The 24,431-nt window shown below is 36.9% G+C and carries 15 protein-coding genes; 14 read left to right on the forward strand and 1 reads right to left on the reverse strand.

Going from position 1 to position 24,431, the window contains the following annotated elements:
* Nucleotides 1-10 precede the first annotated feature (10 nt).
* The 3 genes from HWV59_RS03430 to HWV59_RS03440 all read left to right on the forward strand — a co-directional run bounded on the left by HWV59_RS03430 (nucleotide 11) and on the right by HWV59_RS03440 (nucleotide 3,907).
* The gene (locus HWV59_RS03430; RefSeq protein WP_407941610.1) at nucleotides 11-847 is read left to right on the forward strand and encodes a CheR family methyltransferase; all 837 of its coding nucleotides are present in this window, start codon (nucleotides 11-13) and stop codon (nucleotides 845-847) included.
* The gene (locus tag HWV59_RS03435; RefSeq protein WP_175638066.1) at nucleotides 813-2,816 is read left to right on the forward strand and encodes a PAS domain S-box protein; all 2,004 of its coding nucleotides are present in this window, start codon (nucleotides 813-815) and stop codon (nucleotides 2,814-2,816) included. The genes HWV59_RS03430 and HWV59_RS03435 overlap by 35 nt, the downstream gene beginning before the upstream one ends.
* A 131-nt stretch (nucleotides 2,817-2,947) precedes the next feature.
* Nucleotides 2,948-3,907, forward strand: a complete 960-nt coding sequence (locus tag HWV59_RS03440; RefSeq protein WP_175638067.1) for a sugar ABC transporter substrate-binding protein — start codon at nucleotides 2,948-2,950, stop codon at nucleotides 3,905-3,907.
* A 417-nt stretch (nucleotides 3,908-4,324) separates the two neighbouring features.
* Here the strand turns inward: HWV59_RS03440 and sstT are convergent, their stop codons facing one another.
* On the reverse strand, nucleotides 4,325-5,566 hold the full coding sequence (gene sstT / locus HWV59_RS03445; RefSeq protein ID WP_175638068.1) for a serine/threonine transporter SstT: 1,242 nt from the start codon (nucleotides 5,564-5,566) through the stop codon (nucleotides 4,325-4,327).
* Between the two features lie 306 nt (nucleotides 5,567-5,872).
* Here sstT and HWV59_RS03450 point away from each other — a divergent pair, with 306 nt between their 5' ends.
* The 11 genes from HWV59_RS03450 to HWV59_RS03500 all read left to right on the forward strand — a co-directional run bounded on the left by HWV59_RS03450 (nucleotide 5,873) and on the right by HWV59_RS03500 (nucleotide 24,328).
* Nucleotides 5,873-7,582, forward strand: coding sequence for a methyl-accepting chemotaxis protein (locus tag HWV59_RS03450; RefSeq protein ID WP_175638069.1), 1,710 nt, complete (start codon nucleotides 5,873-5,875; stop codon nucleotides 7,580-7,582).
* A gap of 318 nt (nucleotides 7,583-7,900) precedes the next feature.
* On the forward strand, nucleotides 7,901-10,273 hold the full coding sequence (locus HWV59_RS03455) for a polyprenyl synthetase family protein (protein WP_407941531.1): 2,373 nt from the start codon (nucleotides 7,901-7,903) through the stop codon (nucleotides 10,271-10,273).
* A gap of 102 nt (nucleotides 10,274-10,375) precedes the next feature.
* Nucleotides 10,376-11,848, forward strand: coding sequence for a protein adenylyltransferase SelO (locus HWV59_RS03460; protein WP_175638071.1), 1,473 nt, complete (start codon nucleotides 10,376-10,378; stop codon nucleotides 11,846-11,848).
* A 186-nt stretch (nucleotides 11,849-12,034) separates the two neighbouring features.
* Nucleotides 12,035-13,420 carry a 23S rRNA (uracil(1939)-C(5))-methyltransferase RlmD gene (rlmD, locus tag HWV59_RS03465; RefSeq protein WP_175638072.1) on the forward strand — a complete coding sequence of 462 codons (1,386 nt, stop codon included), beginning with the start codon at nucleotides 12,035-12,037 and terminating at the stop codon, nucleotides 13,418-13,420.
* 122 nt (nucleotides 13,421-13,542) lie between these two features.
* On the forward strand, nucleotides 13,543-14,397 hold the full coding sequence (locus HWV59_RS03470) for an HAD family hydrolase (RefSeq protein ID WP_175638073.1): 855 nt from the start codon (nucleotides 13,543-13,545) through the stop codon (nucleotides 14,395-14,397).
* Nucleotides 14,398-14,691: 294 nt separating this feature from the next.
* Nucleotides 14,692-15,684 carry a LacI family DNA-binding transcriptional regulator gene (locus HWV59_RS03475; RefSeq protein ID WP_102231019.1) on the forward strand — a complete coding sequence of 331 codons (993 nt, stop codon included), beginning with the start codon at nucleotides 14,692-14,694 and terminating at the stop codon, nucleotides 15,682-15,684.
* A gap of 178 nt (nucleotides 15,685-15,862) precedes the next feature.
* On the forward strand, nucleotides 15,863-17,146 hold the full coding sequence (locus HWV59_RS03480; protein ID WP_102231018.1) for a sugar ABC transporter substrate-binding protein: 1,284 nt from the start codon (nucleotides 15,863-15,865) through the stop codon (nucleotides 17,144-17,146).
* Nucleotides 17,147-17,254: 108 nt separating this feature from the next.
* Entirely contained in the window at nucleotides 17,255-18,511 is a 1,257-nt protein-coding gene (locus HWV59_RS03485) for a sugar ABC transporter permease (RefSeq protein WP_102231017.1), read from the forward strand.
* 3 nt (nucleotides 18,512-18,514) lie between these two features.
* Nucleotides 18,515-19,366, forward strand: a complete 852-nt coding sequence (locus tag HWV59_RS03490) for a sugar ABC transporter permease (protein WP_102231016.1) — start codon at nucleotides 18,515-18,517, stop codon at nucleotides 19,364-19,366.
* A 24-nt stretch (nucleotides 19,367-19,390) separates the two neighbouring features.
* Nucleotides 19,391-21,454, forward strand: coding sequence for a beta-galactosidase (locus HWV59_RS03495; protein ID WP_102231015.1), 2,064 nt, complete (start codon nucleotides 19,391-19,393; stop codon nucleotides 21,452-21,454).
* A gap of 138 nt (nucleotides 21,455-21,592) precedes the next feature.
* Nucleotides 21,593-24,328, forward strand: a complete 2,736-nt coding sequence (locus tag HWV59_RS03500) for a glycosyl hydrolase 53 family protein (protein WP_175638074.1) — start codon at nucleotides 21,593-21,595, stop codon at nucleotides 24,326-24,328.
* Nucleotides 24,329-24,431 lie beyond the last annotated feature (103 nt).

Below are 24,431 nucleotides of genomic sequence, written 5' to 3' on the forward strand. Positions count from 1 at the left end.
AGGAAATGGAATACAAAATAACTTACTGGTTGATGAGGTCGAGAAGATAGAAATAGATTTACTATTAGAAGCTGTTTTTCGTTATTGTGGTTATGATTTCAGGAACTATGCCTTTCCCTTTATTCAAAGGAGAATCGTGCAACGAGTGAAAAAGGAAAATTTGAGTAGTATATCCGCATTACAAGAAAGTGTACTTCGAGACAAAAAGGCGATGGAAGATCTAATCGGGGATTTTTCCATAAATGTAACAGAAATGTTCAGAGATCCCCAATTTTTTAGCAGCTTCCGAAGAAATGTAATCCCAATTGTAAAGAATTTACCTAAAATACGGATCTGGCATGTGGGGTGTTCTTCGGGTGAGGAAGTTTATTCAATGGCAATCTTGTTACAAGAGGAAGGACTATATGATAAGACGAGGATTTTTGCTACAGATATAAATGTTCATGTTTTAGAGAAAGCAAAAAGCGGCATTTTTTCAATAGGTGGAATGCAGCTCTATACAAAAAATTACTTTGAAGCAGGTGGAAAAAGATCATTTTCTGAATACTATAAGGCAGTTGATGATCAGGTCTTTTTTCACCCCTTTCTTCTTAAAAATGTAGTGTTCGCACAGCATAATTTAGTAACGGATCATTCATTTAACGAGTTTGATATTATTATTTGTCGAAATGTCCTAATCTATTTTAATAAACGTCTTCAAAATGATGTCCACAAACTGATTTATGATAGCCTGAGCGTTTCGGGATTTCTTGGTTTAGGTAAAAGAGAGGGGATTAAATTTACAAGTTATGAGAACTGTTACGGAGAATTTGATGGACAGCAAAAACTGTATCGAAAATATAAATAATAAACCTAGTAGAAAGGTTAATATTTTAATGGTGGATGATCATCCCGAGAATCTACTGGCATTGGAAGCAGTACTAACATCTCCAAACTATCATTTAGTCAGTGCAACTTCAGGCAAAGAGGCCTTAAGATGTATGCTGAAACAGGATTTTGCTGTTATCTTACTAGATGTTCAAATGCCTGGTTTAAACGGTTTTGAAACGGCAAAGCTTATAAAATCACGAGAGAAAACAAGAAATATACCGATCATTTTCGTCACAGCTATAAGTCAGGAAGTAGAGCATGTAAAACAAGGCTATTCTGTCGGTGCAATTGATTATATTTTTAAGCCTTTTCATCCAGAAACGCTAAGACAGAAAATTGAACAATTTGTTCAGCTTCATCAAAATCATGAAGAAACAATAGTCGAAAATGAAAAGAAACAAAAGGCTGAAATGAATGAAGTTCATAACAGATTAGACCAGGTGAAAATAAATTTACAAAGATCTGAGGCTTTATCAAAAGTAATAGGTGAAACAATACTAGACACAATTATTACATTTGATGAAGAGGGGTATATTTTATCAGTAAACCCAGCTGTAGAGAATATGTTTGGGTATTACCCCAATGAATTAATTGGAAAAAATACAATGATGCTTTTTCAGATTGAAGATGAGTCTATCAAGTCTAAGCTTTCTTCTATAAAAGTTTCAATGGGAAAAGTTATAGAGGTAGATGCCATACGTAAGGATAGCTGTTCCTTTCCTGCTGATATTCAAATTGGGAAAACAATAGTGGAAAATCAACTAATATTTGTATGTACAATACGTGATGTTACTGAGAGAAAGCAAATGGAAAAATTGAAAGAGCAAGAATTTAACTATATGGAACACATCGTAGAAAAACGTACATTGGAACTTATTAAAGCAAATAAAGAGTTAGAAAAAGAAATCAAGGAACGAAAAAAGATAGCGGATGATTTATATCTTTCTCAAGATAGATTCCAGAAGATCTTTGAATCCAGCCCTTGCTTAATGGCTATTTACTCGTTGAAATTCAGATCGATTCTTGATGTTAATACAAACTGGGTGATGTTCACTGGCTATTCTCTTGATGAGATAATGAAAACCAAAGGCTTAGATTATGTCGTTGATTCTGAAAAAAATCAAATTGATCTAGAGCTAACGTTCCGAAACGAAAAGATATGCTACAAGACCAAAAATGGTGATGTTCGTTATGGATTAATGTCCACGGAAATGATAGAAATACAAGATGAACCATGTACGCTAATTGTCGTAACAGATATAACAGAAAGACTTCATTTGGAAAAGGAAATGTATCGATTAGATCGCTTAAATTTAATAGGAGAAATGGCTGCTGGTATTGCTCATGAAATCCGAAACCCAATGACAACAGTCCATGGTTTTTTACAATTAACAAAAAATAGCAGTGGTTTATCAAAAGAAATTCTTGATTTAATGCTTGAGGAACTAAATAGAGCTAATACAATTATTACTGAATTTCTAAATCTAGCTAAAAATAAGGTTAGTCTTAAAAAGAAACAAAGTATAAATAAAATAATAAATGCCCTATCTCCTTTAATCCAGGCTGAGGCATTGCGCTCTAGTAAACTCACTATCTTTGAATTAAATAAATGCAGTCATATTTTCATTGATCAAAAGGAAATAAGGCAAATGATATTAAATATTGCCTTAAATGGACTTGATGCGATGGATTCAGGAGGGCAGCTCACGATAAAAACCTATGAAAAAAGGGGTGAGGTCATCTTAGAAATCAGTGATCAAGGTATGGGAATTAGCTCGGAAGTACTAGAGAAAATAGGAACTCCATTTTTCACTACAAAAGAAACTGGTACAGGCTTGGGGTTAGCTATTTGTTATAGTGTTGCAGAACGTCATAATGCCGATATAAATATACACACAGGTGACAGTGGGACAACGTTTTCCATTCATTTTAAAGTGAATGAATAAAGAACAAAGTTAAGCAGACTTGGTCTTGCTCCTTAATGTAAAAGAATAACGACAAAGAACGTAGAGAACTTATTATTATTATAAATAGAGGTTATCTTCAATATATTTAAGAGTGAGGAGGGTGGAGATCTTTGAATCAAAAAAGAAAAATTTATCTCATCATTGTAAGTTTCATTATTATCGGGACTGTAGGTATCATTTCTAAATCATTTGCAGATGAGAAGCCGAAGGTTGTAGTGGTTCTAAAAGAAGTAAACTCTGAATATTGGAAGATTATTAAAGCAGGAAGTGAAAGGGCCTTTCGAGACTTTGGAATAGAGGGTGAAGTTATTGCGCCTAAAAATGGAACGACAGAAGAACAGCTCTTATTATTGGAAAGAAAGGTAAAGGAAAATCCAGATGTATTAATTGTTTCTCCTATTGTACCAGATAGAGTCATTCCGATTTTAAATAGGTTTGTTGAAAAAGGAGTGCCAACTTTGTTAGTAGACACTGATGATCCTTGGGAGAAAAAGACTTCTTATATTGGTACTGATAATATGGAGCTTGGGAAAAGAGCGGGCCAATTATTAGCTTCCCAGTTACAACCGGGAGATAAAGTAGCTTTGTTTGGGGGAGATGTCGGAGTAAGATTAATAAGTGAGCGAATAGAAGGGGCTGAAAATAGCTTAAAAGAAGCAGGAATTGATGTTGTGACCACAATAAATGTAAGTGATTATGATAATGAAGAAAAACTTGTAAAAAAGGGCATGGAGGAATTGTTACAAGAGCATCCTGACCTTAAAGGGGTGATGGCTGTTACTGACACAGTAGCCTTACATGTACAAGAGGTTCTAAAAAAACATGGACTTAGTATTCCTGTAACTGGAGCGGATGGAATAACTGATATGCTAGAGTTAATAGAAGATGGAACGTTATCAGGTTCCGTTTCTCAAAATCCCTATGATATGGGGTATTTAAGTGTTGAAGCTGCAGCGAAAGCTATAAAAGGTGAAAAGGTTGAAAAAAACATAGATAGTGGCGTTGATATTATTGTTAAAGGGAATGCAGCACAGAGATTGAATTTTCTAAAAGATGTGTTAGGTAAATGAAAAGATGCCTTATTATTTCTTGAATAATTATCCACTTTCCTTTTGGATTCGAGAATGGTTTGCAAGGGGGATCATTGCTGCAATTTCACTTACTGACAGTGGGAACGTTAAGTAGTTTAATAGAAAAAACCCCCTTCACAAATTTATAATTCAGTGAAGGGGGTTTTTAGTTTAGCAATAATACTTTTATAGTTCTTTTTAAGATAAGAAAGCATATAAATTTGCACTTAGTTTTAGTGTCCAGCTCCAGCCTAGAAGTACAGGACGTGTAAGTGCAGTCGTAGAGATTGACGTCGCTCGAGGTCATAAGCCGATTTAGAGTTGAAGGCAAAGAACGCCTTCTATTCTAATTCGGCTTATTTGCCCTAGGCTGATCAAGGCGATTGCACTTTTCTTATGTGATTAAGTCTAAATTGCTTATTTTGGGGACAATGAACCTCCGTACCATTTTCCTTCTTTGCGCTTTTTAGCGTATTCTGCAGTTGCTGTGTAAAGGACGTCTGATGAGGAGTTAAGGGCTGTTTCACATGAGTCTTGTAAAACACCGATTATGAAGCCTATAGCTACAACTTGCATGGCGACGTCGTTTGAAATTCCGAATAAGCTTGATGCTAAAGGAATGAGTAAGAGTGATCCTCCGGCAACACCTGAAGCACCACAAGCAGAGATAGCTGATAAAATGCTAAGGATTAGTGCTGTTCCCATATCAACTTCAATACCAAGAGTATTTACAGCAGCAAGTGTTAAGACTGAAATTGTCACGGCTGCACCAGCCATATTAATTGTTGCTCCTAATGGAATTGAGACAGAATACGTATCTTTATCTAAACCGAGTTTTTCACATAGATTCATATTAACCGGTATGTTTGCTGCTGAACTACGTGTGAAGAATGCGGTAATTCCACTTTCTTTTAAACATTTAAAGACAAGTGGATATGGATTTTTGCGAATGTTAATGAATACGATAATAGGATTTACTACAAGTGCAATAAAGAACATACAGCCAAGTAAAACTAATAATAATTTTCCGTAATCAAGCAATGCTGACAGTCCATTTGTGACAAGAGCTTCAAATACTAGTCCCATAATACCAAGCGGAGCTAAATTAATGATCCATTTAACAAGTTGAGAGATGGCATCTGAAAAACTGGCAAGCATATCTTTCGTAGAATCAGGTGCATTTCTTAAGGCAATTCCGAGAAGAACAGCCCAAGCCAGAATACCGATATAGTTAGAACTTATTAGTGCATTAACAGGATTGTCGACAATGTTAAAGAGCAATGTTTGAAGTACTTCGGTAATGCCGCTAGGTGGTTCAAAGCCTTCTGCTCCTGTCTTTAGTGTTAAGGTTACAGGGAAGATAAAGCTTGCAACTACTGCGACAAGTCCTGCAAGGAACGTACTAATTCCATAAAGTATAATAATAGATTTCATGTTTGTCTGCTGTCCGCTTTTATGCTTAGAGATGGCGTGCATGACCAAAAATAAAACCAATACTGGTGCAACGGCTTTAAGTGCACCTACAAATAAAGAACCAAAGATAGTAACCCATTTTGCTCCTTCAGGAACTGATAAAGCAAGGATAACACCGATGATAATCCCCACAACAATTCGAGTTACCAAGCTGAGTTGGTTCCATTTGTGTAATAAACTCTTCATTTTTGTGTTCCTCCGATTCTATGTTGAAGTCTTAGAAGTGCTTCATTGCGTTGATACATTAATACGTATAATCATACATAGATGTTAGTTTACCACGAATTATGTCGATTGTGAATGAATGGGAAAAATTGTTTTGGAATTTTGAGAAAAATAGAAGATTGAGTTGATATTCTGTAAATTAATGATTCATGTTTTGAAATATGCCTTTTTTTGTTAATTGAAAAGTTTCATATACTTATAAAGCTTATGTAGATAGCTGTCGATATAGTAGGTAATAAGATCTGTTATTTAGTAGGGGGAATTAACTTGTTAAGGAAATTCAATATTAATCAAAAGCTAGGAATTCTAGGTGTTAGTTTAGTCATACTTATCCTGGCTGTTAGTACAGTTTCATATTATTCTATGCAGGATATGGCGAAGAAATCAGAGGTCATGTATGGAGCTAATTTATTGGTTGTGCAAACAATCGGAAATATTCGAACAGATAACCGGGCGATTGATTCTTATACGTTAGAATATATGTTAACAACGGATCGGACTAGAAATGAAGAACTTTCGAACTTAATAACTGAACGAGTAGATATGGCAAAAACAAATATACAGCAGTTTAAAGATGTATCTCAGGATATTACTGAATTACATGAAGAAGCATTAGAAACAGAGAAACTTTTTGAAACGTATTTGAAAGGCGTTTTAGAAGTAGGAGAATTAGCTTCACAAAATAAAAATGATGAAGCATATAATTTGTATGTAACTAAGGTAGCTGTTGATAGGGAAGAATTTGTTAATTATGCTAGGGAATTATCAAAGGAAAATTCTGATCGGGCAAAAGAACTAAATCAGGAAAATCAGCAGGATACAAAGCTTGCTAAAGGTGTTACGCTTAGTATCGTTGCGATTGCACTAATTTTATCTATTCTTTTAATTATAATGATAAGCAGAAGCCTTGTTAAGCCGATCAGACAGTTACAATCAGTCATGAAAGAAGCTGAAACAGGAGACTTAACTGTACGTGGATCATATGAGGCTCGTGATGAAATTAGTCAATTAAATAAATCTTTCAATACAATGCTGGAAAGTATTCAAGATGTTGTACTGCGAATCTCGACTTCAGGTGGAGAAGTAGCTGCTGCCGCTGAACAGCTTCATGCTAATTCACAGGAAACATTAAAAGGAACAGAAACGGTTGTAGTGACGATGGAGGAAATTTCCGTCAGTACTGAGAAACAATTACATGAGGTGTCTGAAACGGCCACTGTGGTAACAGAGCTGTCAAATGGTGTTGAACAGGCAACACAAAATACTGAACAAGTATCGGCTGTTGTGAATGAAACGAGTAAAAAGGCTGTTGATGGAAAAGAAGCCATTTCGAAAACAATTAATCAAATGGAATCAATCCATTCTAAATTTAATGTGTTATCTAAAACAATACATGGTCTTGGGGAACGTTCAAATGAAATAGGAGACATTATTAATTCTATTACAATGATTGCGGATCAAACAAATCTATTAGCACTCAATGCAGCAATTGAAGCCGCTCGTGCAGGAGAGCATGGAAGAGGATTTGCTGTCGTTGCAGATGAAGTTCGTAAATTGGCAGAGGAATCTTCAAATTCTGCCATGCAGATTAGGAATCTTATTGAGAAAATCCAACATGAAACTCATGAAGCAGTTGCCTCGATGGAATCTACTTCTAATGAAGTTTCACAAGGCATTGAAGTTGTCCACTTCGCAGGAAATACGTTTGGGGAGATTGATGCTTCCATAAACAATGTAAATGGAAAAATTCAATTGGTTAAAAAGGCAATGCAGGAAGTCGAAGCAGGAACACATAAAATAGTTAGTGCATTCGATTTCATTCAAAATGTAACAGAGACTGTAACAGCAGGAACTCAGAATGTATCAGCGACGACAGAAGAGCAATTAGCTTCAATGGAGGAAATTTCTTCTTCCGCTGATTCATTAGCATCAATTGCTGAAGAATTACAAGTAATGGTCGGAAAATTTAAAGCTTAAAAGAATAAAAACATTGTATGGAAAAGGCGCATCATAATTTTGATGTGCTTTTTATATATATTTTTTTGTAAGACTGTTTTTGTAAAGATGAATTTTATAATAAAAGTTAAACAAATGTTTGTTGGAGGTAGATAAGTAAAACTTCTGCGCAGGGCGTGTCAGTGGTAAAAACTTTACATGAACTTTTATCTAGAAAGTTATCAATAAATGAGAATAACTAGATCAGTTTTCGCTTATATTTCACTATACTCTGGTATAATTTTTTGAAGTATCAAGTGTTTCGTGCTTTAGCAATAAAGAAGTAGAGGAATGTTCACTATGAATAAAGTGTTAAGTAAAAATGCAGATGAAGGTTATTTATTAGCTGAACAGCAAGCATCTCGTTATTTTTTATCATTATATAATCAGGTTGTGAAGAAGACATATGTAGCATCGCTAACAGAGGATTTTAAGTCGTGGAAACAACATCATTTAGGTCCAAATAGGTTATTGTCTTTTTTTTATCGTGGAGACGAAAATAATGATTCACGTGATTATCGCAGGTATATTCAATGGATGGAGAAGAAAGGAAAGCTTGATCCGTATCTGGAAAGAAGTGTTTCCTATATTTATATGAGGGATCTGGGAAAGGCATTGTATGATCCAAAGACAAAGTCCAGGATTCAGCATGTTGTTCAATCATTAAAATCTCATCTTACACAGACTTCTGACTCACTGGATGATTCGTTTAATATGGCTTCATTATACAGGTGGGCTAAGAAGGAAGGGATTGAATTAACCTTCATTTGGCTAATCAATAAGCTAAAAGGTGTATCTTCGCATATTCCTGAGGGAATGGATGCGACACATGCTCAGCGGAAATTAATTAAAATCATTGCCGGTGTAGTTATGCATGCTATTGAGGAGATGGAGGCAGACCTATTGCCAGAGAATCGGTCTAAAAAGCTTAAAGAGGCAATTCGGCTAGGGTATGCTTATGGTCTAACCTACCCTTTCATTGATGACCTTTTGGATTCCAAGGTTTTATCAGAATATGAGAAAAGCCAGTATACGAAGCTAATTCGGACAACTCTTGTTACAGGCTCAGTTCCTGACTTAGAAGAGTGGACAGGTGACAATCATGAATTAATGACATTTATCTACTCTGAACTTCAGCAGGCATTTGATTATATAAAGACCTATCAGAGTCCGGAAAAAATGGCCTCCTTCTTGGAACAGTCATATGTGTTTTTTCAATCTCAGGAAGAGGATCGTTTGAAGGATCTTGACAATGAAAGTTATACGAATGAAGAATTGTTTATCCCGGTTATATTAAAATCTGCTTCATCTCGTCTAATCGTTCGGTCTGTATTGAACACGCCAGAAGATGAAGGATTTGAAAGTCGAACCTTCTATTATGGCATTTATAATCAATTGGCAGATGACTTTGCAGATATGTTTGATGACTTGAAGGCTGGTGCGGTTACCCCATACACATACTATTTAACTTATCATGATAAACGGGAAGATCTTATTAATCCATTTGAATTGTATTGGACTGTAATCTCTCATTTGCTTCATCATATTTACGATTCTGATCCAATGACATGTGAAGTCATGCTTGATCGGGCGATAAATGGTCTGAAAAGGTTTAAGCAGCGAATTGGAGTGAAAAAATACAACGAGGTAATGAATATTTTTACTTCCGGTTTCCCTGAATTCAATTGTATGATTCAGCAATTAGTAGAAAAAGCGACTGATGTAGACTTTTTTGATAAGTTGCTTAGAGATCATATTATTACAATCATTAAGAATGACCGGGTAGAGCAAGATAAATTCATCGAGACCATTCGTGAAGTCAGAAACCTGATAAATCCAATATTACATCTTCCTTATGAAACTTCTACGCCAATCCGCGAGAATTCTATTGTTGAGGCAGCGAATTATAGTTTAAAAGGGGATGGGAAACGATTAAGACCCATTATGACATGGGTAATTGGAGTGGATGTCTATGGATTGGATATGTCGGCCATTAAGCCGTTATTAAAGTCCTTGGAATATATGCACACGGCTTCTCTCATTTTCGATGATCTCCCAACTCAGGATAATGCTCCAATTCGTCGGGGGCGTCCTACTCTTCATCAGGTGTATTCAACTGCTACAGCAGAGCTAACGGGACTTTTTCTTACTCAAAAAGCAGTGAAGGAACAAGCATCTTTAGACAGGTTCAATCCGGTGACAGTCCTCAAATTAATCCAATACTCAGCTCAAATGACAGCAGATATGTGTAAAGGACAGGCGTTGGATCTAGAGTCAAAAGGAAAGAAGCTGACGTTAGAGCAATTAAATGAAATGTGCTTTTATAAAACAGGTCTTGCTTTCGAGGCTTGCCTGATTATGCCGGCCATCCTTGCTCATGCAGATGAAAAGGAGATGGATGACTTAAAAACGTTTGCGTATCATGCAGGCATTGCATTTCAAATTAAAGATGATTTACTTGATTTTGAGGGTGAATCCAAACAACTAGGAAAGTTAGCGGGCATAGATACGGAAAATGATAGTTCAACATTTGTTTCTGTTTTAGGTGTTGGAGATGCAAAAAAAGAAATGTGGGAACATTACTGTTTAGCTATGGATGCACTGCAGGAGATGCCTCGTCACATTCCCTTTTTAAAGCATTTACTATCTTATTTTGTAAGCAGAGACCGTTAGAGTTAGAAACTGTTCGATTGATTGGTATAATAGAAAGATCAAAAGAAAGACTAAAGTGAACGAGTTTGGATAAAAAACAAATGGAAAAGGAGATCCATCCAAATGACAAATGGAAAAGTAGAAGAAGCCGGATGGAATTTAGATAATAGCTATTCTCGTCTTCCTAAAAAAATGTATAGTCAACAAAACCCAACTCCTGTAAACTCACCAGGACTTATAAAGCTTAATGAGTCATTAGCTGAATCTCTTGGGTTAAATGTTCAGGAACTGAAAAGTGAGGAAAGTCTAGCTGTTTTTGCGGGTAACCGAATTCCTGAAGGAGCAACACCTCTAGCACAAGCATATGCTGGTCATCAATTTGGACATTTTAATATGTTAGGGGACGGTCGTGCTGTCCTGCTAGGTGAACAGCTCAATTCAGAGCATGAACGGATTGATATTCAATTAAAAGGATCAGGGCGAACACCTTACTCGCGTGGAGGAGATGGCCGAGCGGCTCTTGGTCCGATGCTTCGCGAATATATCATTAGTGAAGCTATGCATGGACTTGGGATTCCGACAACCCGAAGTTTGGCTGTTGTTACAACAGGGGAATCCATTTTACGGGAAACAAAACTGCCTGGAGCTATTTTGACACGTACAGCAGCCAGTCATATACGTGTGGGGACATTTCAATTTGCAGCTCAATGGGGAACAGAAGAGGAATTAAGAGAGTTAGCTGATTATACTATTGACCGACATTATTCAGATTTACCATCAGAGGAGAATCGCTATCTTTCCTTTTTGAAGGCTGTGGTAAACCGACAAGCATTGCTTATATCAAAATGGCAGCTGGTTGGATTTATCCACGGAGTAATGAACACGGATAACATGACAATTAGTGGGGAAACGATCGATTATGGGCCATGTGCATTTATGGATACATATGATCCTGCGACAGTGTTCAGTTCTATTGATGTACAAGGTCGCTATGCATATGGTAACCAACCGAATATTGCCGGTTGGAATCTCGCCCGTTTTGCTGAAACATTATTGCCTCTTTTACATGATGATATAGAAGAAGCTGTCAAGATTGCCCAAGATGTTATTTCCGGGTTCCTTGATTTGTATGACTCTTACTGGCTTAATGGAATGAGATCTAAATTAGGGATTTATAATGAAGAGGCAGAAGATCTTGCTCTTGTAGAAAATTTGTTAAATATAATGGAGAAATACCGTGCAGATTATACAAACACGTTTAGAGCGTTGACATTTGATAATACGGATGAGATTGCTTTAGCGGATAAAGAAGAATTCAAAAAGTGGTATGATCAGTGGAAGGAAAGGCAAGGTAGACAGAAGGAATCAAAGACAGAATCAGTAGAGTTGATGAAACGCAGTAATCCAGCGGTTATCCCTAGAAATCACCGGGTGGAAGAAGCGTTGGAAGCTGCTGTTGAGAAGGATGACTATCAGGTGATGGATCAGCTGCTTGAAGCTTTATCAAATCCTTATGCCCATTCACCCCATCAGTCTAAATATTGTTCTGTTCCTGCAAATCCAGATGGTACGTATCGAACATACTGTGGAACGTGACATACGAAGTATAATAAAAAATGCTACTCTTTACTACAAGGTAGCATTTTTTCTTGTTAAATTATTCTAGAGATGAATAGATTCCATATTCGGTGAGAGTCCTTTATACTAGGTAAGTATGTATTTATGAAGGTAAATGGCGATTTCGCTATTTTTATAGATGAAAAGAAATAAGGAGGATTACAATTGACCATTACTAAAGGGGAAATAATGGTGGCTGAAATTAGCCATCTAGATGACAAGGGCTCAGGTAGAGCAGAGGTTTGGCGGAAAAATGAATTAGGTAATCCAAAGAAATTAAAGCTGACTATTCCAATGACTCTTCCAGGAGAGAAAGTACGTGTAACAGTTGATCAACCTGAAAGAAAAAGAAGAAAAGCGATGCCGGATGAGATTGTAGAGGCACATCAGGATCGAACAGCACCACCGTGTCCACATTTTGATAAATGTGGAGGGTGTGTATGGCAGCATTGGAGCTATTCGGCTCAACTAAGAGAGAAAACAAAGCATGTTCAGCATGCAATCCAGGTCCAAGGATTTGATCCGGAATTAGTTAAAGAGACGATGGGAATGGACGAGCCTTGGCGCTATCGCAACAAAATGGAGTTCACATTTTCTCCCGAAGGTGCTCTTGGTTTGCATGAACAAGGAAACTTCCGAAAAATTATCTCCCTTGAAACATGCTTAATTGCAGGAAAAGAAATGGTAGAGGCAGCAATGGAAGTAGCAGACTGGGTAAGAATTCATCAACTGAAGGGATATAATAAGGACCTTCATGAAGGCCTGCTTCGCCATTTGATGGTTAGACAATCTTTTGCAACAGGTGAAATGATGCTAGCTGTTTTTGCAACAGAGTCACCGGTTGAGCATCAAGAAGCAGTTCGTGATTTAGTAAACCGCATTGAACAAAAGTTCCCACATGTAAAAAGCTTATTGTGGCTTGAAAATACAAATTGGGCTGATCGTACCCAAGCGGAACAGAGTCATATCTTAGCTGGCCGGGATTTTATCCATGATGAAATGGATGGATACAAATTCCGTCTTTGGTTTGATACATTTTTTCAAACAAATCCTACTCAAGCTCAAAAATTAGTTGATTTAGCGATCGAAATGGGTAAACCACAGAAAACAGAAAAAATGATAGATCTATTTTGTGGTGTCGGAACATTCTCTCTTCCTTTTGCAAATAAAGTAGGGAAGCTTGTTGGAATTGAAATTGTTGAAACATCAATTGAATCAGCTAAACGAAATGCAGAAGACAATGACATTTCGAATACAGACTTTTTAGCGAAAGATGCACGAAAAGGAATTGATCAGGTGTTAGAGACCTTTGGACATCCTGAACTACTTCTTCTAGATCCGCCGCGTTCAGGTGCCGGCGGTAAAGTTATGAGAAGAATTGGACGCTCAAAGCCAGAACGAATTGTGTATGTATCATGTAATCCTGATACATTTGCTACAGATATTAAAGAACTTGAACCATTCGGTTATGAATTAAAAATGGTTCAGCCGGTTGATTTATTCCCGCATACTGTTCATGTGGAATGTGTAGCATTATTAGAATTGAAATAATGTGTTATGAAGCCCTTAATTTCCTGGTTTTCAGGAGATTTAAGGGGTTTTTAACATATATTGTCTTCTTTTTTAAAAACGATATACTGGTTTAGTAGACTCTTTTATTAGGAGGAATTTTTTTGAAAATGAGACCGAAAGCCATCTTTTTAGATATGGATGGAACAATTTTAAACCACCACAATGAAGTGAGTATTTTAACTAAAGAAATAATTGATGAGTTGCGAGCGCGAGGTATATACGTTTTTATTGCAACCGGAAGATCATATGATGAAATAGGAGAAATAGTTCCTGAAGGATTTCAGGTAGATGGGGTTGTATCCTCAAATGGAATGGCAGGCTACATAGGAGAAAACATCGTTTTTGAACATTCACTTTCACAGGAATTAGTAGAAACTGTCATTCAAAGAGCTAGGGAAAATAAGGTCTACTATGAACTTTTTCCTTATCGGGCAGCCAGGATTACATTACTGCAGGATCAAGAGTATATAATGAATGAAATTCGGGAACCAAAGCCTGATAGTGTCGGATTGAATGAATGGATTTCCCGTAAGAAGGCAATAGCGGAAGAGATATCCTGGCAAACCCAAATTACAGGAAGCAGGTTTTCGAAGTTTTATTTTTTTGCCAGAACAAAGGAACATATTCATCACTGGAAAGAAGAGCTTGAACGATTAAAGGGAGAAATAGATTTTACGATGTCTGTATCTTCGGAGCATAATGTAGAAGTAATGGTTGCGAATGTGAATAAAGCAACTGGTATTCAACAGATATTAAAATCTTTTAACTTTACGATGGATGAAGTAATGGCTATTGGTGATAGTGATAATGATATCCATATGCTACAATCTGTTGGCTATCCGGTAGCAATGAAAAATGCACCAGATCGGATAAAAGAGATGGTTCGTGATGTTACTGATTTCACATGTGATGAAGATGGGGTTTATCATTATCTACATAAGCATTTTTCAGAATAAATAGTACAGGGCAAGTAGGTTTTACTGGCCCTTCCCCAAAAACGATATAAACCTGCTTTTTTATCTGACCTGTTATATTCTTAATGTAAAAGATTAAAAAAGATGGAGTAAAAGTAGAGCGCTATCATTTAAAGAGATCTTGTTTGAGTCAAACTAATGATATTTTAATAATAAAACAAAAATAAGAAGATAAAGCCCCTTGACTTTTTAAGGAAAATAGGTAAAAATTAAGTAAAATATTTTACTAAAGGAATGTGAAATCTATTTTGCTTTGAAATGAAAGGGGTGGTTAGAATGGCGAAAATAAAAGATATTGCAGAAGAATCGGGGTTTTCCATTTCTACAGTTTCCCGAGTGTTAAATAACGATCAAAGCCTATCTGTGCCGGATGAAACGCGAGAAAAGATTTATGATGCAGCGGAAAAATTAAATTATCGCAAAAAAACAGTAAGACCGTTAGTGAAAAATATTGCTTTTTTATACTGGTTAACAGATAAAGAAGAACTTGAAGATGTATATTTTAAATCAATGAGGCTGGAAATAGAAAAGTATGCGAAAAAACAAAATATTGAGCTAACAACTTACAAAATCACAGATGGAATCAAAGCGATTCCTAATCACATAGAAGGCTTTTTGGCTGTTGGAACATTTTCTGAGAAAGAGCTAGCCTACTTACGAGAGCTTACTCCAAATGGAGTGTTTATGGATACGACACCTGATCCAAATCACTATGATTCTGTGAGACCTGATCTAGCTCAAATCACGATGAGAACAGTTGATTTCTTAATTGAGAAAGGTCATGAAAAAATTGGATTTGTAGGTGGTACCTATCATAATCCTAACACAGATCAAGATGAGATGGATATACGTGAAAAAACATTTCGCCAGTATATGACTGAAAAAGGAATGCTTGAGGATCGCTTTATCTTTTGTCATCGGGGCTTCTCAGTTGAAAATGGGTATAATCTAATGAGCCAAGCTATTGAGAAACTTGAAGACCGGTTGCCTACAGCGTTTTTTGTTGCAGGTGATCCGATTGCTGTTGGTTGTTTGCAAGCATTGAATGAACGTGGGATTGCAATTCCGAATCGTGTGAGTGTTGTAAGTATTAATAATATTAGTGTTTCGAAATATTTATCTCCACCTTTAACGACATTTGATATTGATATGAAGGAAATATGCGAAAATGCCATTGAGTTTCTTTTGGAAAGAGTGCTGGAGAAACGAAAGATTGTGAAAACATTGTACATTGGAGCAGAGTTAATCATTAGAAAAAGTACAAACTAATAAGAAGAAGTTTAAAAGGCAATCTACTAGATGGGATTGCCTTTTTATTTATTTTCGTAAAATATTTTACTTATTAAAAGTAAAATATTTATTTACATATTTCCTTAACGGTGATATATTAAGTTTGTGAAACGCTTTCACCTATGTAATTCAAACTTACTTGAAAGGATGATTTTCAATGAAAAGTTATAAAAAATATGCTGGTATTTTTAGTACAATCGCACTAAGTTTGGCTCTTGTTGCTTGTGGACCTCAGGAAAGTAGTCAAGAAGGTTCAACCCCGAAAGAAGCCAATACAAATAAAGAGTATGATTTACTAGTTTGGGAGGATATTGAGAAAGCGGCTGGAATTGAAGATGCTGTTGCGAAGTTCGAAGAAGAACATGATGTAACAGTAAAAGTTGTTGAAAAAGCATATGCTCAACAAATCGAAGACCTACGTTTAGATGGTCCAGCAGGCACAGGTCCGGATGTTTTAACAATGCCTGGTGATCAAATTGGTACAGCAGTAACAGAAGGTCTTATTAAAGAATTGGACGTTCCTGAAGATGTTCAATCAATTTATACAGAGGTTGCGATGCAATCACAAAAAGTTGATAACAAGGTTTATGGATTACCAAAAGCAGTAGAAACAACAATGCTTTATTACAATAAAGATCTTGTCTCAGATGAAGAATTACCAACAACTTTAGATGAGTGGTATGAGCTATCTAAAGAAATGACAGATGGAGAAAAATATGGATTCCTGGCATTATTCGATCAGATTTATTATGCACAAAGCGTTATGAGCGGATATGGCGGATACATCTTTGGTACTGATGAAAACGGTTCATTTAATGGTTCGGATCTTGGCTTGAATAATGAAGGTTCTGTCGAAGGAGCTCAATATATTCAAAAGTTCTATCAAGAAGGTCTATTCCCGGCAGGTATTATTGGTGAGCAAGGAATTAACGTATTAGAGTCATTATTTACAGAAGGTAAAGCAGCTGCGATTATCTCAGGTCCTTGGAATATTGATCCATTCACAAAAGCTGGGGTTAACTTTGGAGTAGCCAAATTACCAGAGTTAGCAAATGGTGAAAACATGAGTTCATTTGTTGGAGTGAAAAGCTACAATGTGAGCAGCTATTCACAAAATGCAGAGCTAGCTGAAGAATTTGTAGAGTTTCTTACAAACGAAGAAAACTCAAAAACTCGCTTTGAAGTAACAAAAGAAGTTCCGGCTGTACAAGCTTTAGCAGATGATCCAGTTGTAGCGGAAAGTGAAGCAGCACGTGCTGTAGCAGAACAATCTCAATTTGCAGAATTAACACCAAACATCCCTGAAATGAATGAAGTTTGGACACCTGCAGATGCAGCATTACAAACAATAGCAACAGGTAAAGCACAACCAAAAGAGGCATTAGATCAAGCTGTTGAAACGATTCAAGGGCAAATTCAAGCCAAGCATGGCGGTAAATAAGTAGAAATGAATAATGGTGTCAAACGAGCTTATGTTTGACACCATTTACTATAAGGACAGAGATTGGTGAGATCAATTGATGTCCGGTCTTATAAAGAGGTGAAAATAGTGCAACATCGTAGAATAGCCTTACTATTATCAATCATTCCGGGCCTTGGCCAATTCTATAATAAGCAGTGGATAAAAGGTCTTATGTTCCTTATTCTTGGGGTATCATTCTTTGTTGTATTCGGTGATTTGCTGAATATGGGATTTTGGGGCATATTTACTTTAGGTACAGAGGTACCGCGTGATAACTCTGTGTTTCTTTTGGCAGAAGGGATAATTGCATTGATTGTTACATGCTTTGGTCTAGCTGTTTATTATCTTAACTTACGTGACGCATTTAAAAATGGTAAATTACGTGATGAAAACAAAGAGTTAAGTTCTTTAAAAGAGCAGTACCATAATCTGATTTCACAAGGATATCCTTATGTGATTAGTGGTCCATCTCTGTTTATCTTAATCTTTGCGGTTATTTTCCCTATTCTTTTTAGTTTTGCATTAGCATTTACAAACTACGACTTATATCACTCTCCACCTGCTAATCTAGCAGATTGGGTAGGCTTACAAACCTTTGCTGAAATTTTCACAGTTGATATTTGGCGTGCAACGTTCTTTGATGTATTATCCTGGACGATTATTTGGACGTTGGTAGCTTCTACACTTCAGGTAAGCTTAGGTATTTTCTTGGCAGTATTAGTGAATCAAAAAGACATTCGTTTCAAAAGATTCTTCCGAACAATCTTAGTATTGCCTTGGGCCGTACCTGGATTTGTGACAATTCTCATTTTTGCCGGTTTATTTAATGATAGCTTTGGTGCAGTGAATAATGATATTCTTGCTGCATTTGGAATCGACGCAATTCCATGGTTAACAGATGCAAACTGGTCAAGAGTAGCTCTTATCTTAATGCAGGGATGGTTGGGTTTCCCTTATATTTTTATCGTAACAACTGGTGTCCTTCAATCAATCCCTGATGATTTATATGAAGCAGCAACAATTGATGGAGCATCAATGCTAGCGAAATTTAAAAATATTACATTGCCAATGATTTTAATCGCTATGGCACCAATTATCATTACACAATATACTTTTAACTTTAATAACTTTAATATTATTTATCTATTTAATGGCGGAGGTCCTGCGGTTCCTGGATCAACAGCTGGTGGAACAGATATATTAGTTTCTTGGATTTACAAATTGACAATGCAGTCAAGTCAATATTCATTAGCAGCAGCATTAACAATTCTTTTATCAGTCTTTGTCATTGCGATCGCGCTATGGCAATTCAGAAGAACCAATTCATTTAAAGAGGGGGCTTAAGTGATGCTGACAAACATGAAGAGAAAAAAATCAATCAGTCTCCTAATTTCATACACAATTTTAGCATTAATGGCGGTTATCATCATTTATCCCTTACTTTGGACAGTTGGTGCAAGCTTCAATCCTGGTAATAGTTTAATTAGTACATCAATCATACCGAAAAATCCGACTTTGGATCACTATAAAGAATTGTTTGCAGGAAAAGAAAGCTTGCAATATGGACAGTGGTATTTAAATTCCTTGAAAATTAGTGTCTTTACAATGATAGGAACAATTCTAAGTGTTTCGTTTACTGCTTATGCCTTTTCACGGTTTCGTTTTAAAGGAAGAAAAAATGCATTAACGTTATTTCTATTACTGCAGATGATTCCGCAATTTTCAGCGTTAATTGCATTATTTGTCCTTGCACAGATTTTAGGAATGATGAATAGCCATTGGTTATTAATCCTTCTTTATATTGGTGGGCAAATCCCAATGAATACGTATTTGATGAAAGGCTATATGGATTCGATTCCAAGAGATTTAGATGAAAGTGCCATGATCGATGGGGCGAGCAATACAAGAATCTTCTGGCAAATCATCATGCCATTATCAAGACCAATGATAGCAGTTGTTGCAATGAATGGATTCACTGGTCCTTTAGGAGATTTTGTTCTTTCTTCTACAATTTTGAGATCTCCTGAAGCTTACACATTACCGATCGGTCTATATAACTTAGTTAACGATGTCATGGGTGCAAGCTATACGACGTTTGCTGCTGGAGCTATTTTAATCAGTATCCCAATTGCCATTATCTTTATTCTTTTACAAAAGAACTTTGTATCAGGTTTAACAGCAGGTGGAACAAAAGGGTAAGAAAATTTGTTTTAAAAGGAGAGTATTATGTCACAGCTTGAAAAAACTTATACGACAAAAGCAAACTTCATGCTACATGGAGGGGATTATAATCCTGATCAATGGTTAGATAGACCTGATATTCTGGCAGATGATATAGAATTAATGAAGCTTTCACATACAAATACGTTTTCAGTCGGTATTTTTGCATGGAGTGCACTTGAGCCTGAAGAAGGTGTTTATAATTTTGAATGGTTAGATCAAATTTTCGAAAACATTCATGGTATCGGAGGTCGTCTCATCTTAGCAACTCCGAGTGGAGCTCGACCTGCGTGGATGTCTCAGAAATATCCTGAGGTTTTACGTGTGAATGGCAGCAGGGTGAAACAGCTTCATGGTGGCAGACATAATCACTGTTTTACTTCTGAAGTTTACCGTGAGAAAACACAGCAGATGAATCGTTTGTTGGCTGAAAGATACGGTAATCATCCTGGCTTGTTGATGTGGCATATCTCAAATGAATTTGGTGGAGAATGTCATTGTCACAAATGTCAACGTGCTTTTCGCAATTGGCTGAAAGAGAAATATAACAATGACCTTAAAACATTAAACGATGCATGGTGGGGACCATTCTGGAGTCATACGTACAGCGATTGGTCACAAATTGAATCACCGTCTTCTATTGGTGAAAGTGCAGTACATGGCTTGAATTTAGATTGGCGTCGATTTGTAACAGATCAAACTATTGATTTTTATAAAAATGAAATTGTGCCGTTAAGAGAACTTACACCTCAGATTCCAATTACAACGAACTTTATGGCTGATACATTCGATCTAATTCCTTTCCAGTCACTTGATTATAGTAAGTTCGCCAAACATTTAGATGTCATCAGCTGGGATGCATATCCCGCTTGGCATAACGATTGGGAAAGCACGGCGGATTTAGCAATGAAAGTAGGTTTCATTAATGACTTATACAGAAGCTTAAAGCAACAACCGTTTTTATTAATGGAATCAACGCCAAGCGGTGTTAACTGGCATGAAGTGAATAAAGCAAAACGACCAGGAATGCACTTGCTCTCCTCTATGCAAATGATTTCACATGGTTCTGATAGTGTATTGTATTTCCAATGGAGAAAGTCGCGCGGATCATCCGAGAAATTCCACGGTGCTGTTGTTGATCATGACAATAGCTCAGAAAACCGTGTATTTAAAGAAGTTGCTAAGGTGGGGCAAACACTGGAAAAGCTATCTGATGTAGTTGGAACAAATCGACCGGCAGATGTTGCCATCCTTTACGATTGGGAAAGTAATTGGGCCATCAATGATGCGCAAGGATACGGCTTGAAAACAAAGCAGTATCCACAAACATTACAGCAGCATTATCGTTCATTCTGGGAAAAAGATATCCCTGTGGATGTTATTACAAAGGAACAGGATTTTGCTGATTATAAATTGTTAATTGTCCCAATGCTTTATTTAGTAAGTGAAGAAACAATTTCACGCTTGAAAACATATGTACAAAATGGCGGCAAATTAGTCATGACCTATATTAGCGGTATTGTGAATGAGTATGATCTCACGTACTTAGGCGGATGGCACAAAGATTTACAAGAAATGTTTGGAATGAAGCCTGTTGAAACAGATACGTTATATCCAAAGGATCGTAACCGTGTCACATATCGTAATCAGTCATATGAGTTGAAGGATTATGCAACTGTAATTGATGTGAATACAGCAACAGTAGATGGAACATATGAAGAAGATTTCTATGCAACGACACCTGCTGTAACAAGCCATAAGTTTGGTGAAGGTGCATCCTACTATATTGGAGGAAGATTAGATTCTCAATTCCATCATGATTTTTACCAAGAGCTAATAGATGAACTGCAGCTTAAACCTGTTCATACAGTAAAACATGGTAAAGGTGTATCTGTGCAAGTAAGGCAGGCACCTGAAAGTGATTACCTATTTGTAATGAACTTTACTGAAGAGAAACAACCTATCAGTCTTGATTATAAGGTTAAGGACTTGGTGAGTGGTGAAGAAGTCAAAGGTGATCTGACTCTGGGTGTATATGAAGTAAGAATCCTGGAAAAATCTAAGTGAAACTAAATGAAACAACAAAAGAGAGCGAGAATGACTTGATCATTCTCGTCCTTCTCTATGCCTTAATTTCATCATTGTTGAGCACATTAAAGGAAGCGCTTACCATTAATTAATAGATTAATAGGGAGATGAAAATTGATGAAAAGAAAAAGAATGTTGTTATCAATATTTTTAGCCATTATTATGATTTTGAGTACACTACCCCTTCAGATAGGTGTCGCAGCAACAGAGGAACCGAATCTTTTAAAAAATGGAGGATTTGAAACAGATATTTGGGATGGCAACACATGGATTGTAGATCATATAGATTGGGAGCAAGCTGAGGTTATCCATTTTCCTTATTCTGATGATTCCTATATTACTAGTCAAGAAGGACAATACGCATTTAAATATTGGATCAAAGACACTGCAACAGGAGATCAAACATTAACAGTGAAACAATCAATTGACTCATTACCGGCAGGAAGCTACAAGCTAACTGTTAGTGCAATGGGTGGTGAAGGGTCTGAAGCTGCCGATATTACATTATTCGCAGGAGAACAAAAGATGGAATCAGTTGCAACGAAAGGCTATAACAATTGGGACACAATTACATACTTATTTGAATTAACAGAGGAAACAAAGAATGTAGCAATCGGCGCTACGATTAAAGGTGCCCAGAATGCTTGGGGGTACTTAGATCAATTCCAACTTAGCTCACAGGATGTTTCGAGCGAACCTGTCGAAGCGGATATATTTGTGGAAAAAGTGGATGGATTAAGCGATGACTTCATTAAAGGCGTAGACGTTTCCAGCCTTATTTCATTAGAAGAAAGTGGAGTGACGTTCAAAAATGAAGCTGGAGAACAGCAGGACATTTTTCAAACGATGAATGAAGCTGGTGTGAACTATGTCCGCGTAAGAATTTGGAACGACCCTTATGACTCTGAAGGTCGTGGCTATGGTGGCGGAAATAATGATTTAGATAAAGCGATTGAAATTGGAAAAAAAGCTACAGCAAACGGAATGAAGCTGTTAGTGGATTTCCATTACTCTGATTTTTGGGCTGATCCTGCCAAGCAACAAGCACCAAAGGCATGGCAGAATTTAAGTTTTGAAGATAAAAAGAATGCGGTTTATACCTATACGAAGGAGAGTCTTCAATCCTTATTGGACGCAGGCATTGATGTAGGAATGGTTCAAGTTGGAAATGAAACAACAGGTGGGTTTGTTGGAGAAACAAATTGGGCAAACATGAGTGAATTGTTCAATCAAGGTAGTAAAGCGATTCGAGAAGTGGATTCAACTATTTTAGTAGCTTTACATTTTACAAATCCTGAAACGGCGGGAAGATATAGCACGATTGCAGAAACACTTGATGAAAACAATGTTGATTATGATGTATTCGCTAGTTCTTATTATCCGTTTTGGCATGGGACGTTGGATAATTTAACATCGGTTTTAAAAAATGTAGCAGAAACATACGGCAAAAAAGTAATGGTGGCCGAAACTTCGTATACGTACACAGCTGAAGATGGAGACGGTCATGCAAACACGGCACCGAAGGATTCGGGGCAAACATTGAATTATCCAATTACTGTCCAAGGACAAGCTGCTGCTGTACGAGATGTAATTGAAGCAGTCGCAAATGTTGGAAAAGCGGGTATTGGTGTTTTTTATTGGGAACCAGCTTGGATTCCTGTTGGTATAAATCTGGAGCAAAATAAAATGAAATGGGAAAGAGATGGTTCCGGCTGGGCTACGAGCTATGCTGCTGAATATGATCCGGAAGATGCAGGTCACTGGTACGGAGGTAGTGCGGTTGATAACCAAGCATTATTTGATTTTGAAGGCAAACCATTACCATCATTAAATGTGTTTAAATACGTAAATACAGGGGCAAAAGCACCTCTTGAGATAGATGGGATAAAAGACATTGCAATCCAAGCTGCTTTAGGGGAAGAGATTACTCTACCGGATCATGTAACTGTTACCTATAACGATGGAACCGAAGGAACTGCAGCTGTTACTTGGGATCAAACTGCATTAACACAAGCAATCAATAACGGTGTTGGCACGTATGTAATAAAAGGAGAGGTTGAAGGTGGAGGAACAGTAGAGGCAAATCTCCAAATCAATCCGAGAAATTTTGTTTTAAATCCAAGTTTTGAAGATGCGGATCGCAGCATGTGGAAGTTCATTCAAAAAGATGAATCCTCTCTTCGAGTAACCTACCAGCAAAAAGCTTCAGATGCAAAGTCTGGGGAATATGCTGTTCACTTTTACTCTGATGAAGCAGTTGATTTCAAAGTTGAACAAACGATTGTTGGATTGGAGCCAGGCTATTACAACCTCTCTATGTTTATACAGGGGGGCGATGCTGAAGAGTCAAATATGTATCTCTATGCTAAGACAAGTAGTGAGAATTTAAGTGAGGAGACAGCTGTAAATGGCTGGGTGAATTGGAGTAATCCTAAAATCGAGGAGATTTTAGTAACCGATGGCACACTAACAATCGGAGCGAATATTGAAGCAGGCCCAGGAGCATGGGGAACATTAGATGATTTCTATCTATCTAAAGTAAGAGATTATGAAGAGGAAACAGAGGTAGAGGTAGATCCTCTTCCTGAAGAAGAGAACTCAACTCCAAACCAGCCTAAGCCAGTCGTTGATACTGATAACGTAGTAGAACCGAATAATGATAAAAATGAATCGGAGAATAATGAAGCTAACTCTCTTGGTCAAACAGAAAAACAAACTGAAACAAATGAAAAAGGCAAGCCACTGCCTGAAACAGCAACAAATGCGTTTAACATGCTTGTGGTAGGAGTAGTTTTGATTGGTGTAGGTGTATTGGCAATCGGATTAATTAGAAGAAAAGGCCTCGTAAAATAAAAAAGTGAAGATTTCTAAGGGATAATCTGCAAAGGTTATCCCTTTATACTTATTTTTTAAATAGATTATTGTGTTTATCAAGTACTTCAACTTGCCAATCCAG

It is taken from the genome of Metabacillus schmidteae, assembly GCF_903166545.1.
Classification (GTDB): Bacteria; Bacillota; Bacilli; order Bacillales; family Bacillaceae; genus Metabacillus; species Metabacillus schmidteae.

Excerpts from the sequence above, each read along its gene's own strand:
- HWV59_RS03435 (WP_175638066.1), top strand. The coding sequence starts at position 813 with ATGGACAGCAAAAACTGTATCGAAAATATAAATAATAAACCTAGTAGA.
- sstT (WP_175638068.1), bottom strand. The coding sequence starts at position 5,566 with ATGAAGAGTTTATTACACAAATGGAACCAACTCAGCTTGGTAACTCGA.
- HWV59_RS03455 (WP_407941531.1), top strand. The coding sequence starts at position 7,901 with ATGAATAAAGTGTTAAGTAAAAATGCAGATGAAGGTTATTTATTAGCT.
- HWV59_RS03460 (WP_175638071.1), top strand. The coding sequence starts at position 10,376 with ATGACAAATGGAAAAGTAGAAGAAGCCGGATGGAATTTAGATAATAGC.
- HWV59_RS03475 (WP_102231019.1), top strand. The coding sequence starts at position 14,692 with ATGGCGAAAATAAAAGATATTGCAGAAGAATCGGGGTTTTCCATTTCT.
- HWV59_RS03480 (WP_102231018.1), top strand. The coding sequence starts at position 15,863 with ATGAAAAGTTATAAAAAATATGCTGGTATTTTTAGTACAATCGCACTA.
- HWV59_RS03490 (WP_102231016.1), top strand. The coding sequence starts at position 18,515 with ATGCTGACAAACATGAAGAGAAAAAAATCAATCAGTCTCCTAATTTCA.
- HWV59_RS03500 (WP_175638074.1), top strand. The coding sequence starts at position 21,593 with ATGAAAAGAAAAAGAATGTTGTTATCAATATTTTTAGCCATTATTATG.